The organism is Marinobacter persicus, from assembly GCF_900114155.1.
In the GTDB taxonomy this organism is placed as follows: domain Bacteria; phylum Pseudomonadota; class Gammaproteobacteria; order Pseudomonadales; family Oleiphilaceae; genus Marinobacter; species Marinobacter persicus.
This window is the reverse complement of sequence record NZ_FOSC01000007.1, coordinates 80,179-98,972: the sequence shown is the minus strand read 5'-3', so window position 1 is coordinate 98,972 and position 18,794 is coordinate 80,179. Positions and strand designations below refer to the sequence as shown.

Annotated in this window: 17 protein-coding genes; 13 read left to right on the top strand and 4 right to left on the bottom strand. The window is 53.3% G+C overall.

All coding sequences use genetic code 11. The annotated features are described in order from the left end of the window. Nucleotides 1–16 precede the first annotated feature (16 nt). Nucleotides 17–1,474, bottom strand: a complete 1,458-nt coding sequence (gene dnaA / locus BMZ63_RS09055) for a chromosomal replication initiator protein DnaA (RefSeq protein WP_177187055.1) — start codon at nucleotides 1,472–1,474, stop codon at nucleotides 17–19. Between the two features lie 665 nt (nucleotides 1,475–2,139). Here dnaA and rpmH point away from each other — a divergent pair. From rpmH to BMZ63_RS09025, 6 genes are all read left to right on the top strand, one after another. Next, nucleotides 2,140–2,274 (top strand): 50S ribosomal protein L34, encoded by a 135-nt coding sequence (gene rpmH, locus BMZ63_RS09050; protein WP_091704626.1) that lies wholly within the window; start codon nucleotides 2,140–2,142, stop codon nucleotides 2,272–2,274. Nucleotides 2,275–2,289: 15 nt separating this feature from the next. Further along, nucleotides 2,290–2,694 (top strand): ribonuclease P protein component, encoded by a 405-nt coding sequence (gene rnpA, locus BMZ63_RS09045; RefSeq protein WP_091704623.1) that lies wholly within the window; start codon nucleotides 2,290–2,292, stop codon nucleotides 2,692–2,694. Then, nucleotides 2,694–2,987: a membrane protein insertion efficiency factor YidD gene (gene yidD, locus BMZ63_RS09040; RefSeq protein ID WP_091704620.1), complete on the top strand. Its 294-nt coding sequence runs from the start codon at nucleotides 2,694–2,696 to the stop codon at nucleotides 2,985–2,987. The genes rnpA and yidD overlap by 1 nt, the downstream gene beginning before the upstream one ends. A gap of 4 nt (nucleotides 2,988–2,991) precedes the next feature. Then, nucleotides 2,992–4,689, top strand: coding sequence for a membrane protein insertase YidC (yidC, locus tag BMZ63_RS09035; RefSeq protein ID WP_091704614.1), 1,698 nt, complete (start codon nucleotides 2,992–2,994; stop codon nucleotides 4,687–4,689). A gap of 72 nt (nucleotides 4,690–4,761) precedes the next feature. Further along, a complete protein-coding gene (gene mnmE / locus BMZ63_RS09030) occupies nucleotides 4,762–6,132 on the top strand; it encodes a tRNA uridine-5-carboxymethylaminomethyl(34) synthesis GTPase MnmE (RefSeq protein ID WP_091704611.1) in 1,371 nt (456 codons plus the stop codon). Between the two features lie 169 nt (nucleotides 6,133–6,301). Beyond that, a complete protein-coding gene (locus tag BMZ63_RS09025; protein ID WP_091704608.1) occupies nucleotides 6,302–7,492 on the top strand; it encodes a site-specific integrase in 1,191 nt (396 codons plus the stop codon). Between the two features lie 45 nt (nucleotides 7,493–7,537). Here the strand turns inward: BMZ63_RS09025 and BMZ63_RS09020 are convergent, their stop codons facing one another. Genes BMZ63_RS09020 through BMZ63_RS09010 form a run of 3 tightly spaced genes read right to left on the bottom strand, consistent with a single transcriptional unit; the run spans nucleotide 7,538 to nucleotide 9,829 of the window. After that, on the bottom strand, nucleotides 7,538–7,882 hold the full coding sequence (locus tag BMZ63_RS09020; RefSeq protein ID WP_091704607.1) for a helix-turn-helix transcriptional regulator: 345 nt from the start codon (nucleotides 7,880–7,882) through the stop codon (nucleotides 7,538–7,540). A gap of 60 nt (nucleotides 7,883–7,942) precedes the next feature. Beyond that, nucleotides 7,943–9,619, bottom strand: a complete 1,677-nt coding sequence (locus BMZ63_RS09015; RefSeq protein ID WP_091704604.1) for a DUF927 domain-containing protein — start codon at nucleotides 9,617–9,619, stop codon at nucleotides 7,943–7,945. Nucleotides 9,620–9,634: 15 nt separating this feature from the next. Next, complete coding sequence (locus BMZ63_RS09010) at nucleotides 9,635–9,829, bottom strand: helix-turn-helix transcriptional regulator (protein WP_091704602.1); 195 nt, start codon at nucleotides 9,827–9,829, stop codon at nucleotides 9,635–9,637. Between the two features lie 897 nt (nucleotides 9,830–10,726). On the opposite strand from BMZ63_RS09010, the gene mobI reads away from it, so the two are divergent. From mobI to darG, 7 genes are all read left to right on the top strand, one after another. Further along, on the top strand, nucleotides 10,727–11,326 hold the full coding sequence (mobI, locus tag BMZ63_RS15150) for a conjugative transfer protein MobI(A/C) (RefSeq protein WP_227663468.1): 600 nt from the start codon (nucleotides 10,727–10,729) through the stop codon (nucleotides 11,324–11,326). A 90-nt stretch (nucleotides 11,327–11,416) separates the two neighbouring features. Beyond that, nucleotides 11,417–12,370: a WYL domain-containing transcriptional regulator gene (locus BMZ63_RS09000; RefSeq protein ID WP_227663469.1), complete on the top strand. Its 954-nt coding sequence runs from the start codon at nucleotides 11,417–11,419 to the stop codon at nucleotides 12,368–12,370. Beyond that, entirely contained in the window at nucleotides 12,367–15,132 is a 2,766-nt protein-coding gene (locus tag BMZ63_RS08995; protein WP_091704598.1) for a class I SAM-dependent DNA methyltransferase, read from the top strand. Before BMZ63_RS09000 ends, BMZ63_RS08995 begins: the two co-directional genes overlap by 4 nt. After that, complete coding sequence (locus tag BMZ63_RS08990) at nucleotides 15,125–16,438, top strand: restriction endonuclease subunit S (protein ID WP_091704596.1); 1,314 nt, start codon at nucleotides 15,125–15,127, stop codon at nucleotides 16,436–16,438. Before BMZ63_RS08995 ends, BMZ63_RS08990 begins: the two co-directional genes overlap by 8 nt. A 20-nt stretch (nucleotides 16,439–16,458) precedes the next feature. Beyond that, entirely contained in the window at nucleotides 16,459–17,028 is a 570-nt protein-coding gene (locus tag BMZ63_RS08985) for a DarT ssDNA thymidine ADP-ribosyltransferase family protein (protein WP_091704594.1), read from the top strand. Then, nucleotides 17,028–17,672 (top strand): type II toxin-antitoxin system toxin DNA ADP-ribosyl transferase DarT, encoded by a 645-nt coding sequence (darT, locus tag BMZ63_RS08980; RefSeq protein WP_091704592.1) that lies wholly within the window; start codon nucleotides 17,028–17,030, stop codon nucleotides 17,670–17,672. The genes BMZ63_RS08985 and darT overlap by 1 nt, the downstream gene beginning before the upstream one ends. Nucleotides 17,673–17,700: 28 nt before the next feature. Next, nucleotides 17,701–18,780, top strand: a complete 1,080-nt coding sequence (gene darG / locus BMZ63_RS08975) for a type II toxin-antitoxin system antitoxin DNA ADP-ribosyl glycohydrolase DarG (protein WP_091704590.1) — start codon at nucleotides 17,701–17,703, stop codon at nucleotides 18,778–18,780. Nucleotides 18,781–18,794 lie beyond the last annotated feature (14 nt).

The following is an 18,794-nucleotide window of genomic DNA, read 5'->3' as shown; positions in this document are numbered from 1 at the left end:
CAACGACCCGATTCCGTCAGGTCGTCAGCAATCTCATGAAGTTCTGATAGTCCTCCCGGATACCCGGGTCGGTCTCCTGGAGTTCAACGATTTTCTTGCAGGCGTGCAACACCGTGGTGTGGTCCCGCCCACCAAAAGCATCCCCAATTTCCGGCAGACTGTGGTTGGTCAGCTCTTTCGCCAGGGACATGGCCACCTGCCGGGGGCGGGTAACGGTGCGGGTCCGGCGCTTGGACAGCAGATCCGCCACCTTGATCTTGTAATACTCCGCCACGGTACGCTGGATGTTGTCGATGCTAACCTGCTTTTCATGCAGGGCCAACAGATCCTTGAGGCTTTCCCGGATAAAGGGAGGCGTAATCTCCGAGCCCGTGAAGTGAGCATTCGCTATCACCAGACGAAGCGCACCTTCAAGCTCCCGGACATTTGAGCGAATTTTCTGGGCGATGAAAAACGCAGCCTCACTACTGAGTTTGACGTTCGCCTGCTCGGCCTTTTTCATCAGGATGGCCACCCGGGTTTCCAGTTCCGGCGGTTCAACCATCACTGTCAGGCCCCAGCCAAACCGGCTTTTCAGGCGCTCTTCCATGTCCACGATTTCTTTCGGGAACCGGTCACAGGTCACGATCACCTGCTGGCCGCCCTCCAATAGCGCATTAAAAGTGTGGAAAAACTCTTCCTGGGAGCGCTCCTTACGGGCGAAAAACTGGATATCATCGATCAGCAGGGCATCCACCGAGCGGTAATACCGTTTGAATTCGTTGATCGCGTTCAGCTGCAGCGCCTTGACCATGTCGGCCACAAACCGTTCGGAGCGAAGATAGGCCACCTTGGCACCGGGGTTGCGGCGAACGATTTCGTTACCAATAGCGTGCATCAGGTGGGTCTTACCCAGGCCCACACCACCATACAGAAACAGAGGGTTATAGGCGCCACCAGGATTCTCCGCCACCTGCATGGACGCCGCCCGGGCCAGTTGGTTGGACTTGCCTTCCACGAAGGTATCAAACGTGAAGGTTTCGTTCAGAAAGCTCTGATGTTTGATATCCCCTTCCACCTGCACGTCCCGGCGTTGGCCGCCAGATGTGCGATGGGAGGACGCCTGAGGTTTACCGCCGGATTGCGCCGGCACGGTCGCCGCCACGCTTTTCTCTTCTTCCGTCACACTGCGGCCGGTCTCATCCAGCGCCGCCGGATCGGGCTTTGTTTCCACCGAGCGTTGCACCGGTTCATTTTCCCTGGGCGCCGATCCCACCTTCATCACCACCCGGGGGGCCTGGCCGCCGTTCAGGTCTTTTAATACTTCCTCTATACGCCGCAGGTATTTCTGGTTGACCCAATCCATGACAAAGCGGTTAGGGGCAAACAGCATCAACTGTCCCTCTCGCAGGTCTGACTGGAGGGGCCTCAACCAGGTATTGAACTGTTGAGCGGGAAATTCATCCCTGAGTACTTCAAGACATTGATGCCACATAGTGTCGGAAAAACCGCCTGCTCCTGAGAATCGCTGTGTCCGCATGAACCGTCCCTTGCCTGATCAGCTAACGGACGGCCGGGAGGTTAACGGACGATTCTACCGTGAGACACCCGGCAGTAAAAGACCGACTGTTGTGTTAATAAACACCCTGTGGAAACAATTTTATTTTACTTTCAGTATCTTGCCACTCTATGCACAGGCTTGTGTACAGAAAATCCATGAAAAAAACTTACTCACAGGCCGGTGTGTAAACCCGGGTATCAACCCTGTGTGCAACCCTTGCACCAACCCCTGAACAACTTCGCTCATTTGCTGAAGGCCCGGTTGTTCACATTTCCTGCTGCTGCTGTCCACAGAGCTCACGTGCCTTCGTCAAGATCCTTATCAATAGCCTAATCTTCTGTTTTTACGTACAAAAAATCACTTACCCACAGAATTCATGGTGCCTAATAACAGTAATAAATAATCTTTAAAGAATTTAAAAAGACTTTATTGAATCTGTTATTCGATCACTCCGTTGCCGATGCACAGGTAAAACCCGAAAGCACAGGCGATAAGCATTGAACTTGCCCCCTGATTTGACTAGAATGCCGCTCCTGTTTTGGCTGTCTGTTTTTCAGCCAACGTTCAAAGTCCATTGACGAATTTGTGAGAACTTCACCATGAAAAGAACTTTTCAACCGAGCGTCCTGAAGCGCAAGCGTGCCCACGGTTTCCGTGCCCGTATGGCCACTGCCAATGGTCGTAAGGTACTGTCCCGTCGTCGTGCCAAAGGCCGTGCACGTCTGTCTGCGTAACTCCGGGATTACCTTGTGAAGACTTTGGGGTTTCCGAAATCTCACAGGCTTCTGAAGCCTTCGGATTACAGCAAAGTCTTCGATGACGTAACCCTGAAAGTTCCGCATCGGAATTTTCTGATCCTGGCAACACCCAATCAGTTGGGACATGCCAGGATCGGTCTTATTTTCTCAAAGAAAAACTTACGACTGGCGGTCCAGAGAAACCGGATCAAACGCCAGGTCAGGGAAACCTTCAGACACCAGCAGAATCTGCCGGATCTGGATATTGTTGTCCTCGGCCGACAAGGCCTGAACCACCTCGACAACTCAGCTATCCAGCAAGCTCTGGATGATCTCTGGCGCAGAGTGAAAAAAAAATACAAACAGGCTCAGGCACAGTCTGAATACTCAGACGCAAAATCCCGAGGTACCGGTTAATGCGTCAGTTACTGCTTCTGCCCATCCGTTTTTATCAGTATGCCATCAGTCCAATGATGGCCAGCCATTGCCGACACCATCCAACCTGTTCACAATACGCCATCGAGGCGATCCAACAGCATGGTGCGCTGAAGGGAAGTTATCTGGCTGGTGCCCGTCTATTGCGATGTCATCCATGGGCGGAAGGCGGTTATGATCCGGTTCCCGGCACCAACGCATCGGTAACGCCTGAACACCAGTACGACAGCAATCAGACTGAACGCCCCCATTCCACTACTCAGACCAGACATTAAGTTTATGGATATCAAACGCATCGTTTTGTTTGCCGGTCTTGCGATTGTCAGTTACCTGATGGTCCTGGCCTGGAACGAGGACTATCACCAGCCAGCCACGGATCAGGTTGCCCAATCCGAAGTCACCGGTAACAGCAACAGTTCGCCTGATGAAATGATGCTGCCTGACGGTGAAGGTACTTCCGGGGACGAGTTTTCCACACCTGATAGCGGTAATGCCCCGACGGCCTCCGATGAGGGCGATACCAACCTGGATAACCGCTACATCACCGTCAAGACCGATGTCTATGAACTGACCATCGACCGTATTGGCGGCAATCTGGTGTCCAGCGCCCTGCTCAAGCACGACAGAACCCTGGACAGCAAAGAGCCGCTCAAGCTACTCAGCAACACCAGCAATAGAACCTACCTGCTCGAAAGCGGACTGATTGGCCGCGACGGTCCGGATGGCCGCAACGCCAGCAACCCGCCGGTGTTTGATGCCGAATCCGCGCAATATCAGCTTGCCGAAGGCGAAGACGAGCTGCGCATCAATCTGACCCACACCACCGAAGACGGTGTGGATATCACCAAACAGTATGTTCTTGGCCGCGACAGTTACGAAATTGACGTTCGCTACCTGATTGAAAACAAATCCGATAAACCCTGGAAAAGTAATTTCACCGGCAAGATTGTCCGCGATCAGTCGCCGGACCCGACCTCCCAGGCCAGCATGGGCATCCAGGCCTATCTGGGCATGGTGCTAAGTACTCCGGAAGACCCTTACGAGAAATACGATTTCGACGACCTGTCTGAAGAACGTATCAACCAGCAGGTGACCAATGGCTGGCTGGCCTTCCTGCAGCATTATTTCCTGACCGCCTGGATTCCCGAACAGGACCAGCCGGCCCAGTTCCAGACCACCAAGCGTGATCAACTGCACGTGATGGGTTTCGTTTATCCGGCTACCACCGTTGCCCCGGGTGAAACCGCCGAAGTGGGCGCCAAGGCCTATGTCGGGCCGAAAGTCATCGACCGCCTGGAAGACCTGGCGCCAAACCTCGACCGCACGGTCGATTTCGGCTGGCTGTTCTTTATTTCCCTGCCACTGTTCTACATCCTGCAGTGGTTCCACGGCCTTGTGGGTAACTGGGGTGTTTCCATCATCCTGCTGACCGTGGTGGTCAAGCTGGTGTTCTTCCACCTGTCGGCCACCAGTTACAAATCCATGGCGAAAATGCGCGCGGTCGCCCCGCAACTGAACCGCCTGAAAGAGCTGTACGGTGATGATCGCCAGCGCATGTCCCAGGAAATGATGGCGCTGTACAAGCGGGAGAAAATCAACCCGCTGGGTGGCTGCCTGCCCATCCTGGTCCAGATGCCCGTGTTCATTTCCCTGTACTGGGTTCTGTTCGAAGCGGTACAGCTGCGTCATGCACCGTTCTTCCTGTGGATCAATGACCTTTCGCAGATGGACCCGTTCTTCATTCTGCCGATCCTGATGGGCGCCAGCATGTTCATCCAGATGAGTCTCAACCCGACCCCGCCGGATCCAATGCAGGCGAAGTTGATGAAAGGCATGCCGCTGATTTTCACCATCTTCTTCCTGTGGTTCCCGGCCGGTCTGGTCCTCTACTGGCTGACCAACAACGTGCTGTCCATTGCCCAGCAGTGGTACATTACCCGCAAGATTGAAGCGGAAACCGCCGACAAGAAATACTGAGACCTGACGTATTTCTGACCAGACAAGGGCTCCTGCAGGGAGCCTTTGTTGTTTCTGAACGGAAGACAAAGCATGCAGCCGACAACTGACACCATCGCCGCCATTGCCACGGCTCCCGGCCAGGCCGGGGTGGGAATTGTCCGGGTCTCCGGCCCCCGGGCCGGTGCCATTGCCAACCGGGTGCTGGGGTATGACCCCAAACCCCGCTATGCCCATTACGGCCCGTTTCTGGATGGTGGGGGCAACCTGATTGATGAAGGCATCGCCCTGTTTTTCCCCAACCCCCACTCCTTTACCGGCGAAGACGTGCTTGAGTTGCAGGGCCATGGCGGGACCGTGATCCTCGACCTGCTGCTGCGGGAAGTTTGCAGCCAGGGTGCGCGCCTGGCCCGACCGGGTGAATTTTCCGAGCGCGCGTTTCTGAATGACAAACTCGATCTGGCCCAGGCCGAAGCCATTGCGGATCTGATTGAAAGCAGTTCCGAGCAGGCGGCCCGCTGTGCGGTGCGTTCCATGCAGGGGGTGTTTTCGCGCCGGATTGAACAACTGGTTGACGCTGTTACCCACCTGCGTATCTATGTGGAAGCCGCCATCGACTTTCCCGAAGAGGAAATCGATTTTCTGGCGGATGGCAAAGTGGCCGGTGATCTGGCCCGGTTGCTGGAGCAGGTAACCGCGATCCTTGCCGAAGCAGAGCAGGGCACCATTCTGAGGGACGGCATGAACGTGGTGATCGCCGGCCGCCCCAATGCCGGTAAATCCAGCCTGCTCAATGCCCTGGCCGGCCGGGAAACCGCCATCGTCACCGCCATTGAAGGCACCACCCGGGACGTACTGAAAGAACACATCCACATTGATGGTATGCCGTTGCACATCATCGACACCGCCGGTTTGCGGGACAGCCCGGACGAGGTGGAGCAGATCGGCATCGCCCGTGCCTGGGAGGAGATCAACAAAGCCGACCGGATCCTGCTGCTGGTGGATGCCACCACCACTGACAAAACCGAGCCCCATGAAATCTGGCCGGATTTTATCGACCAGTTGCCGGACAATGCGCCCGTGACGGTGATTCGCAACAAGGTCGATCTGTCTGGTGAAACAGTGGGTATCTCGACCGGGACCGGTCAGTCAGCACCGGTGATTCGCCTGGCGGCAAAGTCCTCCGAAGGGCTGGATATCCTGCGGGACCATCTCAAGGAGTGCATCGGCTTTGCCAGCAGTACCGAGGGCGGATTTCTTGCCCGTCGCCGGCACCTGGACGCCCTCGAGCGGGCACGGGATTCGCTGATTCAGGGCCAGAGCCAACTGGAAGGCTACGGTGCCGGGGAACTACTGGCCGAGGACCTGCGCGCGGCCCAGGATGCGCTGGGAGAAATTACCGGCCAGCTGACCCCGGATGAACTGTTGGGGAAAATTTTCAGTTCGTTCTGTATCGGGAAGTAAAATGGCCAAAAAGATCGAAAAGCATCCAATCAAATACAAATAAGCCATTGTTTTATAAATAAATTTATTCTATTTCTTTGCAGGCAATTTGATCCGTTTTGCCCCCTCTTGCTCCGTGTGTGCTCCGAGTATAAGTTTTCGGAGCACTCGGAGCACAAAAGTAGCAAACATGAAAATCACTATCCAGAAACGAGAACCAGACAAGAACGGCCACCGTGCCTTGCGACTGGTCTACTATCACGGTTCCAAGACAGACCAGAACGGTTCTCGGGCGCAGAAGCGCTCATATGAGCCCCTGAGCCTGTTCATCTACGACAAACCCCGCCTTCCGGCGGAGCGTGAGCACAACAAGACCGTGAATCAGAAGGCTGAGGCCATCCGGGCAAAACGGCTGCTGGAAATCGAGTCGTCACAACATGGATTGGATGATCGGACCAAGCTGTCTGCCAGCTTCTTCGATTACTTCGACCAGTTGACCGACGAGAAGGCTTCCGTGAGCAAATCCAACCATTCGATCTGGATCTCCACCCGTCATCACCTACACCGCTACCATGGCTTGTCTGAACTGACCTTTGAACAAGTCGATAAGCGATTCCTGGAGGGGTTCCGGCACTACCTTCAGCATGAAGCCACCACCAAATCCGGAACCAAACTGGCCAAGAACACGACTAGCAGTTACTTCAACAAGGTTCGGGCAGCGCTCAACCAGGCCTATCGGGACGGCATTGTCCGCGACAACCCGGTTCAACAGGTTAAGTCCATCAAGCCGGAAAACACGAAACGGACTTACCTGACCCTGGAAGAGGTCCGGGCTCTGACCAAAGCCGAATGCCGGTATGACGTGCTGAGGCGGGCTTTCCTGTTTTCCTGCACTACTGGCCTTCGCTGGTCAGATATCCACAAGCTGGTCTGGGGTGAGATAGAGGAATTCGCCGATGGCCACTACCGCATCATTTTTCGGCAGAAGAAGCTGGTGAACGCCGGGAACTCACTGCAATACCTGGATCTTCCAGACTCAGCGGTGAGATTGTTGAACCTGGAGAATCGCGGTAAGCCAGGTGATAGGGTATTCAAGGGTCTGAAGTATGACTCCTACACCAACGTTGCATTAGCGCAGTGGGTCATGCGGGCAGGAATCACCAAGAATGTCACTTTCCATGCCGGACGGCACACCTTTGCGGTCAATCAACTGGCCAGGGGTGTGGATATCTATTCGTTGTCCCGGCTTCTGGGCCACAGTGAGCTCAGAACAACCGAGATCTACGCGGACATTCTCGAAACCCGCCGCACAGAGGCCATGAGGAGTTTTCCTGACATATTTGAGGAGACACTGGACGGAGTTGGGGAATGTGCAGCCTAAGTGACGAGAGGGGCTTTCACAGCCCCTCTTTACACCTGCCCCACATCATACACCCCGCCGTCCTGGTCTTCGGTGGCTCACCAGGTGCTGAGCAGCCGATTGTTCGATCTCGTCCGCTGTCGCGATCCGGTTGGACTGGAGCCATTTCAGGATGTCGGCGCGCCGAAAAAAGATCCGATGACCATTTGGCTTGAAGTGGGGGATCTTCTTTTGGGAGGTTAACTGGTACAGCGTGCTTTTCTTCAGTCCCGTGTATTCCGCACAGTCTTCAAGACTCATGATCTCCTTGTCGGCCTCCGGGGTCTTGCTACGATTAATGTGGTCCAAAATGATTTTCTTGAGGACCATCATATCCTGCAATACCCGCTGTAACATTTCTTTTTCTGTCATCGCTCTACCCCTACACCGCCATAACCAAAGTGGGAAAACTGGGAAATTGGGAACACCAAGTCAGTCCTCATGTTCAACCCTCTCCAGCTCTTCAAGTTGCCGCCTAACTTGGTCAGGCCTGAGCGCGAAAAACCGCTGCCAATCTCCGTTGACCCTAGTTTTGTAGGTCCCCCGGGAGCGCTCATTACTCACCAGGCAGTCACGCTGTAAGAGCACCTCCACTTCCCTCATGTAATGGGTCGGCAGCCCTAGTCGCTTCAGGAAGTGCGATTTATAGATCAACCACAACTCTCGCCCCTCGTGTGAGCGTCGAAAACCAGCTCCCCCCTGGCCACTCGCTTGTTCGATATCACTGAGACTGCGGTCCCAGACTTTCATGGCCCGCTCCAGCGCTTTGAGAAGCCGGAATTCCTCAGAATTTCTGGAATGACCCCTGTTATCCAGCCAGGCCTTCAGAGTTCTGTGGACTGCCGATAGAGATTCCTCTTCGGACCATGGGAGGATGAAATTTCTGCTTCCGAGGCAAAGTGCTGCCCCAATCAATGCAAAACGCCGGATGACACGTTGCACCTGGGATGCCATCTGATCGTTTGACCAAGCACCGCTCAGACAACCAACCTCATGATTTAGATACTGACTGAGCTCAGTGTGACGCTCGGTCAGCAATGACACCCACTCCCGGATGACAGTGCCGTGGTAGCGCTGACAAGACGATTTCAGCTCGTCCACAAATTGCTGAGGATGATTGTGGCCATGTAATTCGTCGAACGCACCGTAGGTCCCAAACACTGGGAGCTCCACCAGGCGTATCTGCTGGCCTGCGCGTAGCGGCTTACCGATCTGCTGGAGTAGCTCAGCAATCCAGACTTCACCGCTACTCAACACCAGCGTTCGCCAATGAGAGGTCGCGGCCAGCTCGCCGGAAACGTTAGCCCGTAACTTCCCTGAGCCGTTCATGATTTGGTATATGGCCGTATCGATGTCTTCCGGGCGAGCCATTCCGATTTCGTCCAACGGCAACAACATGTCGTTATGCTCTGATGAGACTGCCGCTAGTCCGTGACTGGTTGAAATCCAACTGCGGACATAGCGGTTGCTCCCATAGACGCTGGCCGCCAATTGCAACAAGGTCGTTTTCCCAGTCGACGATGCTCCAACCAGATGGATGGCGCCATTTTCCATACCAGCAGACACAATCAGTGGCGCAGCCAGTGCCGTTCCAATGCTGAATATTGCAAGTGGATTACCTCGGCATAACTGACCAACATACGTTTGCCAGTCACTCAGGCTGCCGGATTCCTGCAATGTAGGCGAACCGGATAGTTGACCAACGAAGTGATGGGGCTCGTCAGCTGAGCCGATAGTCCAGTTACTGGTAGCAAATACTCCACCGTGCCAACCCGTTCGATTAACCACTGTCGCCGGTTCGGCCAGAGCCATCTGTTCCAACAGATAGTGCTGAAGCCGGCTCCAGCTTGCCTGCCCGGGTGTCAGTGGATAACCGGTATCAACCAGCATATCTCTCACCTGCCGGGCATTATCGCTGTTGAGATCTCGGGCATAGACGACCTCGCGTAGCTTCACGCCATCGAAATTCTGCCACTCCAGCAACGCTCCATGCCCGTGCCGTTTATCGGTTAATCTGGTACGAGCCATTACCTGAATCCAACCGCCTACACGCTGCCAGTGGTCACCTGATAAAACATAGAGCCCGTCTTCTTGCAGTTTGTATTGCATATCACTCAGCCCCTCTCACAGCTTGTCCAGCCAAGCCTTTACATCCTGGTAGCGAAAGCGGACAGCCCTGCCATTGGGGTTGGGTTTTACAGGGGCTGGAAACCGGCCTTGTTTTACATAGCGGCGCAGTGTCGCCTGTGATGTTTTCAGAACAGTGCAGACTTCTTCATAGGTCAGCAGACGCTCTGTAGTGTTTGGTTGTTTCTTCATGACTACTCCAGTTCGGTTGTTAATTGACGGGAGCAATCATCGGAAATATTCGTCTTGGGGGAGAACCGTCGAATTGCCCTTAAAGGGCGTAAAGGCGGGTCTTCATTTTAACTAATTGATAATAAACGGATAAAAAAACTAAAAATCGAGTCAGAGGAAGCCGTAAAGATAAAACCCTGGCTTTTCTCCCTGATTTTTCCGTTTTTCGTATATTTTTCGATCCGTTCTGTTGTGTGACTTTCACATGTGAAAGTCAGTGTTCGGTATCAGTTGCATTTTTTGATGCACTGAGATCCTCAGTGCGCTGTGATCAAGTAATTCCCAAGGTTCGCACAGTGCTCAAGATATCCTCGGCGATAGGCGGAGAAACTACACCGAGCAAACAATTGCCCAGGAGTTTAAGAGCAACCTTCATGACCCCTAAATCCATTCGTCTCTGAAGACGATCCCCACGTCAATTTTTTCTGATGAGTCTCTTCGGAGTCCCTTTCGAGGCTCGGTTATTTCGCTGAATTGCGAATGAGAGTTTGCAGCCAGCTTCGGGTCTCCCAACAGACCTTTGTGATGAATCTTTCGCATCAACGACTCCCACCCCAACACTCAAAAATGTTCAGGAGACCTGCCGGATCAACAGGTCATAACGATAGGTCCCCCATAAAAAGGGGGAGGTATGGGCGTCCGCTCTTCTGCCAAAATTCTGTAGTTATGGGAATGATTGCCTCAGATCCCCCATCAGATAAGTTATCTGGAGAGAAACTGGCTAGGTCTCGGTGCTCTACCACCCGAGTCAGAGACCTGGAGGCTTTCTATGCGCCCAAAAAGGGAAAGAACGGATAGGAGCCTGAAGCCGTCGGTTGGATAACATTTGCTCCGTGATTACAAACGGAGCACCTTGTGATGAAACCAACCAATCAAAACACACAGATTGAAGAAGTCTCAGCTGCCTGGAGAAGAGCTGCCCGGCATGAGGGTATTGATCATGAAGAACTGACTGTTCGGGCCTATAGCGATTCTGAACTATTCCTCCGGGCTGTATACAAGAGCACGATTCTCGAACAGCACCGGTACTTTTACATAGCACAACGCTGGTGTGATTTTTTCTGGGCTCAGAACAGGAAACATCGTGGCGTTAGCACTCCCGGATATCCGGGGCATTACGGTTGCCGGGCCGGACTGCGGGATAACAAACTTGAGATGTTCTGGTTTTACAACGAATTCAAGCGAAAGAACGACGGTTCTGGAAAGCACCGAGTGATCAGTCATTACATTCCTCGGGAAGGACAGTATCGTTACTACAAACGAGCATTTTCCAGAGCTCATGATTGGGAGCTACCGGTAATAGAGGCGACCGAAAAGGGCTTTGAGGTGCTACGACGTGCAAACGCCAATCAGGTACAGATTCGAAAGCTTTGCCAAGCTAATGAAGCAGCGCTCTTCCAGCTTGCTTGCGATATGGATGAATTGGAGCTGGAAGGTCTGATACCAGCTGACGTCTAGCTTGTTGAAGAAAGAATCAAAATGATTGCTACATTACAACGGATACTCTAAGGTAGCTAGCCATCGTCCACCGCATGAAGGTGCCTACAGGTGTTCGCTGAGCCCGCAACAAAACTAGACAACTACGCCTATGCTCAACGCGAGCGTCTGGCCTATATTGATTTCCGGCTTCAGTATCAGGGCTCTATCGCCCGTGGCGAGTTGATGGAACATTTCGGTACGGCAGTGGCTTCTGGTACCCGAGATTTCACCCTCTACCGCGAGCTCGCCCCGGAGAATTTGGTCTTACGCCACGAAAACAAGCGTTATTATCGAACAGGCCACTTCAAGCCCTTGTTCCCTCATGACAGCCAGACGGCCCTCAACACGCTGGCCCATGGCTTTGGCGATGGGGTGACTTCACCCCGGGAAGTGTCGGGATTCTGCGAGGATACCCCCGATCTGATTGCGCCACCGCGAGACACCCTGGCTACCCTGAGTAGAGCCATCAGTCAGGGGCAAGCTGTCAAACTTATCTACATATCTCTCAGTTCTGGCGGTAGCCAACGGGTGATCGTACCGCATAGTATCGTCAACAATGGCCAGCGTTGGCACGTACGCGGTTACTGCCGTAAGCACAGTCAGTTCCGTGATTTTGTCTGCACCCGCATCACTGACATACGTATCGACCATACCGAGATAGCCCCTGCCGAACTGCAAGCCGCAGACACTGAGTGGAACCAACAGCTCACTCTAGAGTTAGTACCTCATCCGGGACACGATCATCCCAAGGCCATTGCGCTCGACTTCAATATGGACCGAGCAGACACTTCTTCACAAACTACGCAGCCGGTGCGGCGAGTCGCCATTCGAGCTGCTCGTGCCTGCTACCTCCTGCGCCATTGGAATGTGGACTGTAGCTCGGATCACCGGTTACCCGCCTACGAGTATCACCTGTGGCTGCGGAACCACGAAACACTTAAACAATGCTCAAACGCTGTCCTCGCCCCTGGTTATGCCACAGAGCGCAGAGGCAGTCCGATGAATACCAAGGTTTCACGATGAAATTGACGCTTTCCCATCTCGAATCCCTGCTCTTACGCGCCTGCGACGACTTGCGCGGCAGCATGGATGCCAGCGAATACAAGGAATACATCTTCGGCATGTTGTTCCTCAAGCGTGCCAGTGACTTGTTCGATGAACGGCGGGATGAACTGCGCAAACAGTTCAAGGCCCAAGGAATGTCAGATGAAGACATCGAGGGAGAACTGGTCGACCCGGATCATTATTCGGGCAAGTACTTCTATGTGCCACCAAGTGCCCGATGGAATGAGCCTTGGGAAGAGGTCGTGACTGTAAAGAATGAGAAAGGCGAGGCGGTCAAGGATAAAGACGGCAGAATAAAGACCAAAATTGTGCAGCGCCCAGCGCTCAAGCACGTCAAAGAGAACGTAGGCTCTGCCCTCAACAAAGCGCTGGGCGCAATTGAAGACGCTAACCCGGATGCTCTGCAGGATGTGCTCAGTGGCATCAACTTCAACCGCAAGATCGGCCAGCGCACTCTAGATGATGACACTCTTGCTGACTTCGTTCAGAACTTCGAGAAAATCCCCCTGCGAGATGAGGATTTCGAGTTCCCGGATCTGTTGGGTGCCGCCTATGAATGGCTGATCAAATACTTTGCCGATTCCGCCGGTAAAAAAGCCGGTGAGTTTTACACTCCCTGGGAAGTGGTTCGACTGTGCGCTGAAATCTGCGATCCGGAAGAAGGCATGAGCGTCTACGACCCGACCGTTGGGTCTGGCGGTATGCTGATCCAGATGCGCGACTTTCTGCGGGAAAAAGGTGGCGATGCCCGGGAGTTGGCGTTGTACGGCCAGGAAAAGATCGGCACCACTTGGTCGATCTGCAAGATGAACATGCTGCTGCATGGCATTTCCCACGCTGATATCCGCCAGGAAGATACCATTCGTGAGCCACAGCACCTTGACGAGAACAACGAATTAAAGCGGTTCGATCGGGTGGTCGCGAATCCTCCCTTTAGCCAGAACTACATCAAGAAAGACCTCAAGTTCACCGGGCGCTTTCCTGTCATGATGCCGGAGAAGGGCAAGAAAGCTGATCTGATGTTCGTTCAGCATATGCTCTCTGTGCTCAAGCACGATGGCCGTATGGCAACGGTGATGCCCCACGGTGTGCTATTCCGTGGCGGTGAGGAGCGAGAGGCGCGTAAGTACTTCATCGAGCAGGGCTACTTGGAGGCCGTGATCGGCCTGCCCGGCAACCTTTTCTACGGCACCGGCATTCCCGCTTGTATTCTGGTACTGAACAAAGCCGGTGCCCGGGAGCGTGACTCAGTTTTATTCATAAATGCCGATCGCGAATACCGTGAAGGCAAAGCTCAGAATCATCTACGTCCTGAAGATATAGATAAAATTATCTACGCCTATCGTCAGGGGCAAGAGATTCTGGGCTACGCCCGCCCGGTACATTTGGCTGAGCTGCGTGAGGAAGAATACAATTGCAACATCCGCCGGTACGTCGACAATGCTCCGCCACCGGAGCCTCATGACGTGCGCGCACACCTCCATGGCGGCGTGCCAATTGTGGAAATCGACAGTCTCGATAACTACTGGCGCAATTACATTGATCTCAAGGGTGCTCTGTTCGTTCCACGAGACACCGATTACATGGACTTTGCGCCGGCTTTGACAGACAAGCGAGAGATTGCCGGGCTTATCAACCAACATCCGGGCGTAGCCGCTGCTAACAAGCGAGTAATGGACGTGCTGGAGGCCTGGTGGGATGACAACTTACCAGTGGTCGAGGCCCTGGCACCGGATGCCGCCAATCAGCAGGCCAGGCCGCGCAATGTCTATGTGATGCGCAGCCAGTTGTTGCGAGGCATTGAAGCGGCCCTGGCGGATAACGGCTTGCTCACGCCCTTCCAGGTACGTGGTGCTCTCGCCAGCTATTTCGATAGTCTCAAATCTGACTTCAAATCCATCGCAGCCAGTGGCTGGGGGCCTGAATTGATTCCGGATGACGAGATTCTGGAAAGCCAGTTCCCGGAGGTGCTGGCCGAACAGGAGCAGGCTCAGGCCCGCTTGGCCGAACTGCAAGCATTGTTTGCCGCGGCGGACGAAGAGGATTTTGAAGACACCGAAGATACTGGTGTAATGCCCGGTGACGCGGTCAAAAGCAAAAAGGATGAACTCAAGGCCCTTACTGCCGACTGGAAGGCCCAGCTCAAAGCTATCAAAAGCCTCACCGCTAATCTGTTCGCGGAACTGAAAGTCGTCGATAAACTGCCACCAGCTAGCAAGAAAGGCTATTACTGCACCGAAGGCCTGGCCGGAAAGGATCCCACCTTTGAAAATGGTCTGCGAATTGTCGAGTTGGCCGAAGAGCAGGGCTTCGACAGTGAATGGATTGCACCACTACGTGATGCCGTGGCTCAAGGCCGCCACGCTTGGAACAGCGCTCAGCGAATCGAAACCAGCCTGACCCGTCATAAGGCCCTCGAAGATGAAGTTAAGGCACTGAAAGCGACGCTCAAAGGTATCGAAAGCAAGCGTGATGAGCTCGTTGAAAGTGCTCGCAAGAAGATTTCTATCGATGAGGCCCGCACTGTGATTATTGCCCGTCTCAAGACGCGATTGCTGGGCATCTACAGTGCCTACCTGCATGCCGAGCAACGGGCCTGTACTAAGGCCATCGAAAATCTCTGGACCAAGTACGCCATCACAGCTCGTCAGATCGAAACAGAGAGAGAAGAGGCGTCGAAGCAGCTGCGAGCGTATTTGGTGGAGTTGGGTTATGAGTGAGTGGATCGAAAGTCCTTTGGAGAAGCTCGCAGACATTTCCAGTGGCGGCACACCGGCACGAGCTAACCCCAGTTTTTGGAATGGACATATCCCTTGGGTGACTCCGACTGATATAACCGCTTGCCAAACGAACTACCTCTTCGACACAAGGGATACTGTGACAGAGATCGGTATCTCCTCCTCATCAGCTAAGTTATTGCCGGAAGGAACGCTCCTGCTTACCTCGAGAGCGACCATAGGTGAGTTAAAGATAGCGGCGAGGCCGTTAACGACCAACCAAGGCTTCAAGAATCTTGTCCCAAGGCCGCTGGTTGATGGCAATTTTCTTTTTTATCAGCTGTCTCTTAACAAGGCCAAGTTTGAACGTTATGCAGCAGGCAGTACGTTCTTGGAAATCAATCGCCGAGATGTAGGGCGGGTAGCGATCTCGTTGCCTAGATCTGTTGAGGTGCAACAGAAAATCGCCAGAATTCTGGGAACCATTGACCAGGCTATCGAAAAGACCCAAGTTCTGATCGATAAGTACCAGCAGATCAAGGCCGGGCTGATGCACGACCTTTTTACCCGCGGTATCGGCTCGGATGGCCAACTACGCCCATGTCGCGAACAGTCCCCGGAGCTGTATCAGGAAACTCCGATTGGGTGGCTTCCAAACGATTGGGAAACGCTCAAACTTAGCGAAATTCTCCAAAAGTCGGGCGGTTACTTACAAACTGGGCCTTTCGGTAGCCAACTGCACTCGCATGAATATACAGATGAGGGAATACCGGTGGTCATGCCGCAGGATATTAACAATGGAAGTGTTGATGACTCACACATAGCTCGCATTACCGAGTCTCGTGCACAAACCCTTGCAAAACATCGCCTGAAAATAGGCGATATTATTATCGCAAGGCGTGGTGAGTTAAGCAGAGCTGCCGCAATAAGCCAAACGGAAGAGGGATGGGTGTGTGGTACTGGATGCTTTCTTTTGAGGCTAGGTGGAAGCAGTCTAGACTCGCGCTTCTTTTCTCTGGCTTATCGACATTCGATGATTCAAAGACAAGTCGATGGGCTAGCTGTTGGTTCGACGATGCCAAGCTTGAACAATGGGATTGTGAGCAAATTAGTTTTTCCCTATATGAGAAAGGAGGAGCAGTCGGCTATTGCAGATAAAGTCCAACTTTTAGATAACCGAAAAACATGTGCAGAAATAGAGCTGAAAAAACTAAAAAGGCTAAAATTTGGCCTAATGCATGACCTTTTGACGGGTGAGGTTCCGGTTCGTGTTGAATCCGAGGAAGAGCGGGCTGTCGAAACCGTCTAGCTATCAAGGAGTGATAATCTGTGCCAACCATTAAAGAACAAAAACTGCTTTATCATCTGACAAGCCTGAATAATATTGGGTCGATTTTGGACAATGGCTTGCAGCCACGAGCTGGTTTGCAAGAGTTCCACGATGTGGCCGATGCGGAGATTTTAGTCGGCCGAGGTGAGCATGGACTGGAGAACTACGTCCCTTTTCACTGGTTCTCACGAAACCCCTTTGACGGGCGTGTTCAAAAAGATCGGCCAAATGAAGAATTCGTTTTGATTACAGTGCGGCGCGCCCTTGCCGAGGGAAATAACTGGAAGATACTGCCAAAGCATCCTTTAGCCAGACAGGAGTTTAGATTTTACGATTATCAAGAGGGTTTTGAGCTGGTTAACTGGGATTTGATGCAGGAAAGGGACTATCACGACTCTGACTGTAAAAGTGTCTGTATGGCGGAGTGTTTATCGCCGGAACCTGTCAGTCCTTCAGGTTTTTTTAAGTTGTATGTGCCAAATGAAACGGTGCGAGACAAGGTCCTTAAAGAGGTCAGAAGTCGAAACCTGGCGCTTGACGTAGTTGTAAACAGAGGCATGTTCTGCTGATGGCATATTCGAACCTGAATCCCGATAAGGCTCTGATTTGGAGGATAACCCATCGCCGGAACCTGCCTTGGATTCTGGTTAATGGTCTGCATGCTGGCAACAGCACTGCACGTTCACCAGACTGGGTGACCATCGGCAACCAGGAACTGATAGACCGCCGGGCACATCGTGTGGTGCCGCTACCACCGGGTGGCATGTTGAATGACTACGTGCCGTTTTACTTCACGCCGTTTTCCCCGATGTTGTACAACATCTATACCGGCCGTGGCGGGGTTGCTCGCGTAGCGAATGCGGATATCGTGATTCTGGTTTCCAGCTTGCACCGGGTTGTAGAGCTGGGGCTGCCTTATGTATTTACCGACCGCCATGCTTACACTGTGACGGTAAATTACTACAATGACCCTATAAACCTGAATGCCATCGACTGGCCTTTGTTGCAGCAGCGCAACTTCCAGCGCGACCCGAACGACCCGGAGAAGGTCGAACGCTACCAGGCTGAGGCACTGGTTCATGGGCAAGTACCCATTCAGGCGCTGATGGGCGCGGTGTGCTATACCCCTCAGGTAAAGCAGGAATTGCAAGAACAGGCGGCCAGGTTGGGCGTCCAATTGGATATCCACTGTATGCCTCAGTGGTATTTTTGAGTCGAAAGCTCATTTTGGGGAGAATGCAATGATCAGTTACACCACCGGCAACCTGCTCGACGCCGATGTAGAGGCGCTGGTGAACACCGTCAATACGGTTGGTGTGATGGGTAAGGGGATCGCACTGATGTTCAAGGAGCGTTTCCCGACCAATATGGTGGCCTACGCCAAGGCGTGTAAGGATGGGGAGGTTCAAACTGGACGGATGTTTGTCACTGAAACCGGCGAACTGATGGGTCCACGCTGGATTGTTAACTTCCCGACCAAGCAGCATTGGCGCGCCAAGTCCCGGATGGAATGGATCATCGACGGTCTTGCTGATCTGCGTCGTTTCATCGAAGACAATCAAGTACGCTCCATCGCCATTCCTCCCCTGGGCGCCGGTAACGGCGGCCTGAAATGGGCAGATGTGAAACCTCATATCGATCAGGCACTCGGTGATCTCGAAGGTGTGGAGATTGTCGTTTATGAGCCGACCAGCCGATATCAGAATGTCGCCAAAAAAAGAGGTGTGGAAAAACTGACGCCGGCCCGCGCCCTGATTGCTGAGTTGGTACGCCGTTACTGGGTGCTGGGGATGGAGTGCAGCTTTCTGGAAATCCAAAAACTGGCCTGGTTCCTGGAACGGGCCATCGAAGCCGAAGGCCTGGACAACCCCCTGGATTTGCGTTTTGAGGCCAAACATTACGGCCCTTACGCCGACCGGTTGCGCCATCTTCTGGATGCACTGGACGGCAGTTATCTGAAAAGCGAAAAGCGCATCAGCGACAGTGATCCCTTGGATACCATCTGGTTCAACGATACCCAGCGTGACAGGGTGGCGCTGTATCTGAAAACGGAAGCCAGCGCCTACTTGCCAGCGCTTGAAAAGACCACACGTTTGATTGATGGCTTTGAGTCGCCCTTTGGGTTGGAGCTCTTATCCACAGTAGACTGGTTGTTAGCCGAAGAGCATGTCGAGCCAGAGCCGGCGGCACTGCTGAAAGGTGTAAGCCACTGGTCAGAGGGAGACTTTGCAGCCCAGCGCAAGCTTAGATTGTTCGACCTTCCGAAACTTGAACTAGCCCTGAACCGTCTGCAACAGGTTCCGTTGCAGCAAGCAGTGTGAATAATGTATCGGAA

Bases quoted from the DNA above. Each gene is read 5' to 3' on its own strand.
- mnmE (WP_091704611.1), top strand. From the start codon at position 4,762: ATGCAGCCGACAACTGACACCATCGCCGCCATTGCCACGGCTCCCGGC.
- BMZ63_RS08990 (WP_091704596.1), top strand. From the start codon at position 15,125: ATGAGTGAGTGGATCGAAAGTCCTTTGGAGAAGCTCGCAGACATTTCC.
- BMZ63_RS09010 (WP_091704602.1), bottom strand. From the start codon at position 9,829: ATGAAGAAACAACCAAACACTACAGAGCGTCTGCTGACCTATGAAGAA.
- yidC (WP_091704614.1), top strand. From the start codon at position 2,992: ATGGATATCAAACGCATCGTTTTGTTTGCCGGTCTTGCGATTGTCAGT.
- mobI (WP_227663468.1), top strand. From the start codon at position 10,727: ATGAAACCAACCAATCAAAACACACAGATTGAAGAAGTCTCAGCTGCC.
- BMZ63_RS08995 (WP_091704598.1), top strand. From the start codon at position 12,367: ATGAAATTGACGCTTTCCCATCTCGAATCCCTGCTCTTACGCGCCTGC.
- BMZ63_RS09015 (WP_091704604.1), bottom strand. From the start codon at position 9,619: ATGCAATACAAACTGCAAGAAGACGGGCTCTATGTTTTATCAGGTGAC.
- darT (WP_091704592.1), top strand. From the start codon at position 17,028: ATGGCATATTCGAACCTGAATCCCGATAAGGCTCTGATTTGGAGGATA.
- BMZ63_RS09025 (WP_091704608.1), top strand. From the start codon at position 6,302: ATGAAAATCACTATCCAGAAACGAGAACCAGACAAGAACGGCCACCGT.
- dnaA (WP_177187055.1), bottom strand. From the start codon at position 1,474: ATGTGGCATCAATGTCTTGAAGTACTCAGGGATGAATTTCCCGCTCAA.
- darG (WP_091704590.1), top strand. From the start codon at position 17,701: ATGATCAGTTACACCACCGGCAACCTGCTCGACGCCGATGTAGAGGCG.
- yidD (WP_091704620.1), top strand. From the start codon at position 2,694: ATGCGTCAGTTACTGCTTCTGCCCATCCGTTTTTATCAGTATGCCATC.
- rpmH (WP_091704626.1), top strand. From the start codon at position 2,140: ATGAAAAGAACTTTTCAACCGAGCGTCCTGAAGCGCAAGCGTGCCCAC.
- BMZ63_RS09020 (WP_091704607.1), bottom strand. From the start codon at position 7,882: ATGACAGAAAAAGAAATGTTACAGCGGGTATTGCAGGATATGATGGTC.